This is a genomic window from bacterium, from assembly GCA_035281585.1.
Classification (GTDB): Bacteria; UBA10199; UBA10199; order DSSB01; family DSSB01; genus DATEDP01.
The window spans coordinates 19,301-27,383 of sequence record DATEDP010000016.1; the positions used below are offsets into that span (position 1 = coordinate 19,301).

General features: G+C 62.2%; 8 protein-coding genes. 2 read left to right on the plus strand and 6 right to left on the minus strand.

What is annotated here, in order from left to right:
* Positions 1–21: 21 nt before the first annotated feature.
* The 6 genes from VJR29_00955 to VJR29_00980 form a co-directional block, all read right to left on the minus strand.
* Positions 22–366 carry an STAS domain-containing protein gene (locus VJR29_00955; GenBank protein ID HKY61963.1) on the minus strand — a complete coding sequence of 115 codons (345 nt, stop codon included), beginning with the start codon at positions 364–366 and terminating at the stop codon, positions 22–24.
* Positions 363–1,448 (minus strand): mannose-1-phosphate guanylyltransferase, encoded by a 1,086-nt coding sequence (locus tag VJR29_00960; GenBank protein ID HKY61964.1) that lies wholly within the window; start codon positions 1,446–1,448, stop codon positions 363–365. The genes VJR29_00955 and VJR29_00960 overlap by 4 nt, the downstream gene beginning before the upstream one ends.
* Positions 1,445–2,836 carry a sigma-54 dependent transcriptional regulator gene (locus VJR29_00965; protein ID HKY61965.1) on the minus strand — a complete coding sequence of 464 codons (1,392 nt, stop codon included), beginning with the start codon at positions 2,834–2,836 and terminating at the stop codon, positions 1,445–1,447. The genes VJR29_00960 and VJR29_00965 overlap by 4 nt, the downstream gene beginning before the upstream one ends.
* 3 nt (positions 2,837–2,839) lie before the next feature.
* The gene (locus VJR29_00970; protein HKY61966.1) at positions 2,840–4,246 is read right to left on the minus strand and encodes a sigma-54 dependent transcriptional regulator; all 1,407 of its coding nucleotides are present in this window, start codon (positions 4,244–4,246) and stop codon (positions 2,840–2,842) included.
* 133 nt (positions 4,247–4,379) lie between these two features.
* Positions 4,380–5,762, minus strand: a complete 1,383-nt coding sequence (locus VJR29_00975; GenBank protein HKY61967.1) for a sigma-54 dependent transcriptional regulator — start codon at positions 5,760–5,762, stop codon at positions 4,380–4,382.
* Positions 5,759–6,451 carry a HAMP domain-containing sensor histidine kinase gene (locus VJR29_00980; protein HKY61968.1) on the minus strand — a complete coding sequence of 231 codons (693 nt, stop codon included), beginning with the start codon at positions 6,449–6,451 and terminating at the stop codon, positions 5,759–5,761. Before VJR29_00980 ends, VJR29_00975 begins: the two co-directional genes overlap by 4 nt.
* 144 nt (positions 6,452–6,595) lie before the next feature.
* Between VJR29_00980 and purM the strand changes: the two genes are divergently transcribed.
* Positions 6,596–7,642, plus strand: coding sequence for a phosphoribosylformylglycinamidine cyclo-ligase (gene purM / locus VJR29_00985; GenBank protein ID HKY61969.1), 1,047 nt, complete (start codon positions 6,596–6,598; stop codon positions 7,640–7,642).
* An 18-nt stretch (positions 7,643–7,660) separates the two neighbouring features.
* Positions 7,661–8,083 (plus strand): phosphoribosylglycinamide formyltransferase (gene purN / locus VJR29_00990; protein ID HKY61970.1); only part of this gene is annotated, 423 nt, incomplete at its 3' end.

Here is an 8,083-nt window from a genome sequence, read left to right on the forward strand (position 1 = left end):
CCCCTTTTTCAAAGGGGGGTTCTATTTCTTCTTCTGCAGATCCTTTAAAGCCTCTTCGGCCGTTCCGGCCAGCTCAAAAACCTTGTAGAGCCGGGTGATCTCGAAGATCGACCGGACCTCGTCGCGCAGCCCGACCAGCTTGAGCCGGCCGCCGGCCTCGTGGAGATGCCGCATCAGCGAGATCAGCACGCCCAAGCCGGTCGAGTCGATGAAGCTGACCTGGCTCAAATCCAGGACGAAGCTCTTGGCGAAATCCTCTCGCGCCTTGGCGATCGCCTTCTTCAATTGGGCCGAGTGCTCGGCATCGACCTCGCCATCGATCTCCATGAAGCAAATATCCCCGATCGCCTTCGCGTAGACCTTCACAGCAAATCCTCCCTTTTCCGCCCCTTGAGCCCTTCGATCACTTTTTTAACGTCTTGATCCCGCCCCTTCGGCAAGATCAAGACCGCATCGCCGGTTTCGACCACCATGCAATTCTCCATTCCCAAAAGCACCACCGGCTTGGACCGGGCCATCACCAAATTGCCCTTCCCTTCAAAGACATAGGCCGGGCCCTCAGTATGATTGCCGGCGGCGTCGGACGGCAAGATTTTTTCGAAAGCCGAGAGGGCGCCGACGTCGTCCCAGCCGAAAGAGGCCGGCACCTCCCGAACCTTGGCGGCCTTTTCCATCAGGCCGTAATCGACCGAGAGCTCGGGCAGGGCCTCGAAGACCTCGCGGACCCGTCTCGAAAAGACCGGCTCGCTCAGATGGATGACCAATGCCTCGAAGGCGGCGGCGATCCCGGGCTGGACCCGGTGCAGCTCCTCGAAGAAGGTCGAGACTTCCCAGACGAACATCCCGCTGTTCCAATCGTAGCCGCCTTTCTTCAGGTAGGACTCGGCCGTCGCCAGGTCGGGCTTTTCGTGGAAAGCCCGGACCTCGAAATAGGCTTTCCCGCCTTTTTCATGAGCGGCGCCGCGCTCGAGGTAGCCGTAGCCGGTGGCCGGACCGGTCGGCGGGATGCCGAAGGTGACCAGGGCCTTCTCCTCGCGGGCCACGGCGATGGCGAGCTTGAGGTCGGAAACGAATTTGGGGAGATCGGCCGCCGGGATGAAGTGGTCGGCCGGGAAGACGCCCATCACCGCCTCGGGATCGCGGGCCCTCAAATGCAGGGCCGCCAGGGCGATGGCCGGCAGGGTGTTCCGGGCCATCGGCTCGGCGATCAAATTGGAGGCCGGCATCTCCGAGAGCTGAGTCTCGGCGGCATCGGCGTGGCTTTCGCCGCAAACGACGTAAAGCCGCTCGGCCGGAGCCAAGGGCGAGAATCGGGCCGCGGTCTGCTGGAGGAGCGAGCCGCCCGCGCCGACCTTGAGGAACTGCTTGGGCAGCCGCTTGGTCGAAAGCGGCCAAAGCCGGGTCCCGCTGCCGCCGGCCAAGAGAACCGGATGGAAGCGCTCTCTCACGCCTCCTCCCGGTCGATGCCGAATTTCCGGATCTTGCGGTAGAGGGTGGCCTGGCCGACTTTGAGCCGGCGGGCGGCTTCGAGCACGTTGCCTTCGCATTTCTTGAGCGCCGACTCGATGGCCTGCTTCTCGATCTGCTCCAAGGTGTAGATTTCCTTCTCGCCGGCCAGCGAAGCGACCGACTGATCCCGCGACCAGCCGATGGCCCGCTCGACGTTCTGGAGGTGGGTCGGCAGGTGCTTCACCTTGACCTGACTGTCGTTGCTCAAGACCACCAGCCGCTCGATGGTGTTCTCGAGCTCGCGGACGTTTCCGGGCCAGCCGTAGTTGATCATCACCTCCATCGCCTCGGGATGGAAATCGAGAAAGATCTTGTCGTTGCGCAGGCTGTAGATGTTGAGGAAGTGGCGGGCCAAGATCGGAATGTCCTCGCGGCGCTCGCGCAGCGGCGGCAGGACGATGGGGACGACATTCAGCCGGTAATAAAGGTCTTCCCGGAAGCGGCCGGCCTCGACTTCCTTCTGGAGGTCGCGGTTGGTGGCGGCCACCACCCGGACGTCGACCTGGACCTTCTCGCTGCCCCCGACCCGCTGGAAGCTGCGCTCTTGCAGGACCCGGAGGATCTTGACCTGGAGCGAAGGGTCCATCTCGCCGATTTCGTCCAAGAAGATCGTCCCGCCGTTGGCCCGTTCGAAGCTGCCGACGTAACGCCGGTCGGCGCCGGTGTAGGCGCCACGCTCGTGGCCGAAAAGCTCGTTCTCGAGGAGCTCGCGAGGGATGGCGCCGCAGTTCAGGTCGACGAACTTGTGCTTGGGCCGGCCGCTCAGGACGTGGATGGCCTTGGCCACCAGCTCCTTGCCGGTCCCGGACTCGCCCTGGATCATCACGGTGGCGTTGCTTTTGGCCACGGTCGAGATCAGCTTGAAATTCTCCTGCATCTTGTGGCTCTGGCCGACGATGCCGAGGAAGTCGCCCTTGCCGGCCGCCTTGCGCTCGACCTGGAAGACCTTGCGGGCCAGGTGATACATCTGGCTGGCCCGCTTGAGCGAGGCCTCCAAGTCGTCCATTCCCGCCGGCAGCATCATGAAGTCGGTGGAGCCGGCCCGCATGAAGCTGACCGCGGTGGCAACGTCGGAGTTTTCGGTGAGGACGAAGATCGGCAGGTGCTCGTCGATCGAGCGGATCTCTTGGATGAGGCTCAAATGGTCGACGCCCGGCGTGGCCGAGAGGTTGAAAATCACCAAATCCGGCGAATTGGCCGTGATTGCCGAGAAAAGCTCCTCCCGCGATACCACCGTCAGGGCCATGCCCCGCTTGGTCAACTCCTCGAAGAGCATCGGGCTGAATTGGTTTTTCTCGTCGTAGACGAAGGTTGGAATCCCTGCCATTCGCTATCCTTTTTTGAACTCCCGCACGTCGATGTCGTACTTGCGGATGATTTTCTTGAAATTGCTGCGGTCCATTCCGGCCCGGTCGCTGGCGACCGAGATATTCCCCCTGGCCTGCTTGAGCAGATGCTGGAGATAAGAGCGGTTGAACAAAGCCATCGCCCGGAGCTTGGCCTCCTTATAGGGATACCGGCTTAGATCCGCTTCGGTCTGATCTCTCAAGTAAAAATTGCTGCTCAAAACCTGGCTTGGCAAATCCTTGGCCCGGATGGCTTCGCCGTCGGTCAGGACGCAGCAGCGCTCAATGATGTTCTCGAGCTCGCGGACGTTGCCGACCCAGGCATAGGCCTGGAGGGCCTGCATGGCGTCGACCGAGATCTCGCGGATGTTGCGGCCGAGCTTGCGGTTGTATTTGTTAAGGAAGTGGTAGGCCAAGGCCGGGATGTCGGACTTGCGGTCGCGGAGCGGCGGCAGCCGCAGGCCGATGACGTGGAGCCGGTAGTAGAGGTCCTCGCGGAAGGCCCCTTCCCGCACCATCACCTTCAGATCGCGGTTGGTGGCCGCGATGATCCGGACGTCGGTGTGCCGGACTTCGCCGTCGCCGACCCGCTTGAACTCGCCGTTCTGGAGGACCCGAAGCAGCTTGACTTGGAAGGCCGGGGTCACCTCGCCGATCTCGTCGAGGAAGAGCGTGCCGCCGTCGGCCTCCTCGAAGAGGCCGCGCTTGTCGGCGATGGCGCCGGTGAAGGAGCCCTTGGCGTGGCCGAAAAGCTCGCTTTCAAGCAAGCCTTCGGGGATGGCCGCGCAGTTGATGACCGAAAAAGGCTGGTCGGCCCGCTTCGAAGTCTTGTGGATCGCCTTGGCCACCATCTCCTTGCCGGTGCCGGACTCGCCCTCGATCAGGACCGAGGAGGAGGAGTTCTTCATCGAGCGGATGAGGTGATAGACTTCCTGCATTCCCTTGGAGTGTCCGACCATCTCCTCGAAGCCGCCGGCCGGCGCCTCCGAAACCTGCAGCTCGTGGATCTTGCGCACCAGCCGGTGCTTCTCCATCGCGTTGCGGATCGTGGAGATGACCTTGTCCATGTCGGCGAAGGGCTTGGCAAGGTAGTCGAAGGCGCCCTTCTTGAGGGCCTGGACCGCCTGCTCGACGCTGCCCATGCCGGTGACGATGACGACCTCGACCGAGGGCTTGGTCGACTTGACGAATTCCAAAACTTGAAAGCCGGAGTACTCCGGCAGGTGGATGTCGAGCAGGACGCACTCGACCTCGTTCTTGGCGAGATAGTCCATCGCCTCGTAACCGGTGCGGGCGGCGGCGTGGCTCCATTTCTCGCGGCGGGCGACGCGCTCGAAAAGTTTGACGATGACCTCTTCGTCGTCGACGATTAATAAGGAAGTCGGTCGCATACTACTCCTCCCCTCCCCCCTCGCGGGGGAGGGGTCGGGGGAGAGGGGGTATGGCAGGGCAAGCATTGCCTTAACACGACCCCCTCTCCCGGTTCGCCTGCGGCGAACCACCCTCTCCCGCAAGGGGAGAGGGCTAGCTCAAGATAATTTTCTCTAACTGCCTGCGTTTAATCTTCTCTACCAAAGTCGTCCGGTTGAGCTTGAGCAGGGTCGCCGCCTTGTTCTTGTTCCAAGCGGCCTTTTCCAGGGCCTTGAGGATCAGCTCGTTTTCGAAATCGCTGACCACGTTCTTGAAAGAGATCCCATGGTCCGGAATGTTGACATTGGTGAAAATCTTGCCTCCGCCGCCGAGCAGCTTCTCGGGCAGGTCCTTGATCGTCACCAGCCCGTCGGCCTTGAGGATGACCAGCCGCTCGATGGCGTTCTCCAGCTCCCGGACGTTGCCCGGCCAGGCATAGTCGGTCAGGACCCGCGTGGCTTCGGGCGTCACCAGCGGCACCGGCCGGCCGTTCTCGGCGCTGAACTTCTGCAAAAAATGATCGACCAGGAGCGGGATGTCGCCCTTGCGCTCGCGGAGCGGCGGAATTCGGATCGGGATGACGTTGAGCCGGTAGAAGAGATCCTCGCGAAAGCCCCGCTCCTTGACCATCTTCTCGAGGTTCTTGTTGGTGGCGGCGATGATCCGGACGTCGACCTCGAGGCTCCGGCCCGAGCCGACCGGTTCAAAGCGGCGCTCCTGCAAAACGCGGAGCAGCTTGACCTGAAGCTTGGGGCTCATGTCGCCGATCTCGTCCAAGAAGAGGGTGCCGCCGTCGGCCATCTCGAAACGGCCGGTTCGGGTCACCACCGCGCCGGTGAAGGCGCCCTTGACGTGGCCGAAGAGCTCGCTTTCCAACAGGTCCTCGGGAATCGCCGCGCAATTCACCGGCACCAAGGGCCGGCCGACCCGCCGGCTGTTGTAGTGGATGGCCTTGGCGACCATTTCCTTGCCGGTTCCGGATTCGCCGAGCAGCAGGACCGTCGAATCGGTGTCGGCCACCTTCTCGACCAGCTCGAAGATCGTCTTCATGCCTTCGGAGACGCCGACAATGCTGTCCAAGCCGTGCTTGCGGCTGAGCTGCTTCTTCAGCATCCGGTTCTCTTCCCGGGCCTGGCGGTGCTCCAAGGCCTTCTCGACCAAGTTGGCGAGGTCGTCGAATTGGAAGGGCTTGGTGACGAAGTGGAAGGCTCCGGCCTTGATGGCCTGGATGGCGTGGTCGATGGTGCCGAAGCCGGTCATGATGATGCTGGAGGAATCGGGATTGTTTTTCTGCAGCAGCTGGACCAGCTCGAGGCCGTCGCGGTCGCCGAGCTTGAGGTCGATCAGGGCCAAGTCGATACGTCCGGCGCCGATGACCTTGGCGGCCTTCTCGTAGCTTTCGGCGGGAATGATCTCGCCGAAACGATCGCCGAGGAACCGCTCGAGCGCCCGGAGCACCACCGGCTCGTCGTCGGCGACAAGGATGCGAGCTTTCATGTCTGACCTCCCTTGGGCAAGGAAACCTTGAAAACGCTGCCCTCTCCCACCTTGCTCGAGACCTCGATGCGGCCGCCGTGCTCGCGCACGACGTTGTAACAGAGCGCCAAGCCCAGGCCATGATGGCCGCGCTGGCGCTTGGTGGTGAAATAGGGGTCGAAAATTTGATGGAGATGCTGTTCAGGGATGCCTTGGCCTTGATCCCGCACCTCGAGCTCGATCGAGCCACCGTTCTCCCGGATCTCGACCCGGATTTTTCCCTCCGGCCCCAAGGCCTGGAAGGCGTTGGCGAGGAGATGGCCGAAGGCCATCTCAAAATGGCGCGGCGAAAGCTTCACCGGCGGCAAGGCGGCGAGCCGGCATTCCAGCCGATTCTCCAAACCGGGATGGCGGCTGAAGATCTCAGGCAGGACTTGGCGGATGAGAGCAGCCAAATCCAGCTCCCGAAATTCGGCGGCGACCTTGGGCCGAGCCAACTCCACCAAATCCTCGAGGATTTTTTTGCAGCGGAGCGCGCTGCTCTCGATCTCCTTCAAGTCCTGGTGGGCTTGGGAGCCGGCAGCCGCGCCTTGCATCGCGATTTGAGTGAAAGCGAGAACGCCGGCCAGCGGATTATTGATGTCGTGAGCGATGCCGCCGATCAGCAGCTCGAAGGCGGCCATTTTTTCACTTTGCGCCGGCTCGGTCATAGGAAGGGTGGAATCCTACTAAGGTGTCATAAATCTGTCATCACCATTCTCATTTTAGGAACAATTTTTATTTAATCAATAAGTTCATAGGCTTAGGTTTTCCCGTTGACAGAAAGCCAATGGAATCATTAGCGTCCCAACGCCTTGAAAAATCCAACCACATACCAGTCGGCCGGCGTCAGCATCGACGCCGGCAATGCCTTCGTCGAGGCCATCAAACCGCTGCTCAAGCGGACCAAGCGGCCCGAAGTCCTCACGCCGATCGGCGGCTTCGCCGGCCTCTTCAGCATCAACAAATTGAAATACGACGAGCCGGTCTTGGTCTCTTCCACCGACGGCGTCGGAACCAAGCTCAAGCTGGCCCAGGACCTCAATTCCTTCCGCGGCATCGGCGTCGACTTGGTCGCAATGTGCGTCAATGACCTGCTCTGCATCGGCGCCGAGCCCCTCTTCTTCCTCGATTACTATGCCTGCGGAAAATTGGAGGTCGACAAGGCCGTCCAAGTCATCGACGGCATGACCGAATCGCTGGCTTCGATCAACTGCGCGCTGATCGGCGGCGAGACCGCCGAAATGCCCGGCGTCTATCATCAAGGCGAGTTCGATCTGGCCGGCTTCGCGGTCGGCGTGGTCAATCGCGGCGACATCATCGACGGCTCCGGCATCGCCCTGGGCCACAAGCTGATCGGCTTGGCTTCGAGCGGCGTTCATTCCAACGGCTATTCGCTGGTCCGCAAGATCGTCGCCGACCGCAAGCTGGACCTGAACAAGGTCTATCCCGGCTTCGCCAAGCCGCTGGGCCAAGTCCTGCTGGAGCCGACCCTCGTCTACGTCAATCCGGTCCTCCAGCTCCGCAAAGAGTTTCCGATTTTGGGCGTCGCCCACATCACCGGCGGCGGTCTGCTCGAAAATATTCCCCGGATCCTTCCGGCCCAAAGCCGCGTTGTCTTGAAGCGCAGCGCTTGGCCGCGGGTTCCGATCTTTGACTTCCTCCAAGAACAGGGCCGGGTCGAAGACGCCGAGATGCACCGGGTCTTCAATTGCGGCATCGGCATGGTCCTGGTGGTGAAGCCGGGCGACGCCGAGGAAATCCTGCACCGGCTCAATGCCGGCGGCCAAGCGGCCTACCTGATCGGCGAGATCGCCGCCCGCGGCGGCGCCGAGGCGCCGCAGGTCCAGATCCAAGACTGAGCCCATGACGGAGGGCCCGTGACCTCTTCTCAACCTTTGAGCCTGACGATCCTGCTATCGGGTCGGGGTAGCAACATGCAGGCCATCCATCGCGCGATTCGCGAAGGGCGGCTCGACGCCCGGATCCTAGCGGTGATTTCCGACCAGTCCGAGGCCGCCGGCCTGGCTTACGCCGAGGGCGAGGGCCTGCTCACCGCGGTGGTGACCAAGGAAAAAGGCGAGTCGCGGGAGGATTACGACCGCCGGCTCATCGCCAAGATCGAGGAAAATTCGCCGCGGATCGTCGCCTTGGCCGGCTTCATGCGGCTGCTTTCGCCGCTCTTCATCCGCCATTTCCACGACCGGATCGTCAACATCCACCCTTCGCTGCTGCCGGCCTTTCCCGGCTTGCACGCCCAGCGCCAGGCCCTGGAAGCCGGCGTCCGCTTCTCCGGCTGCACC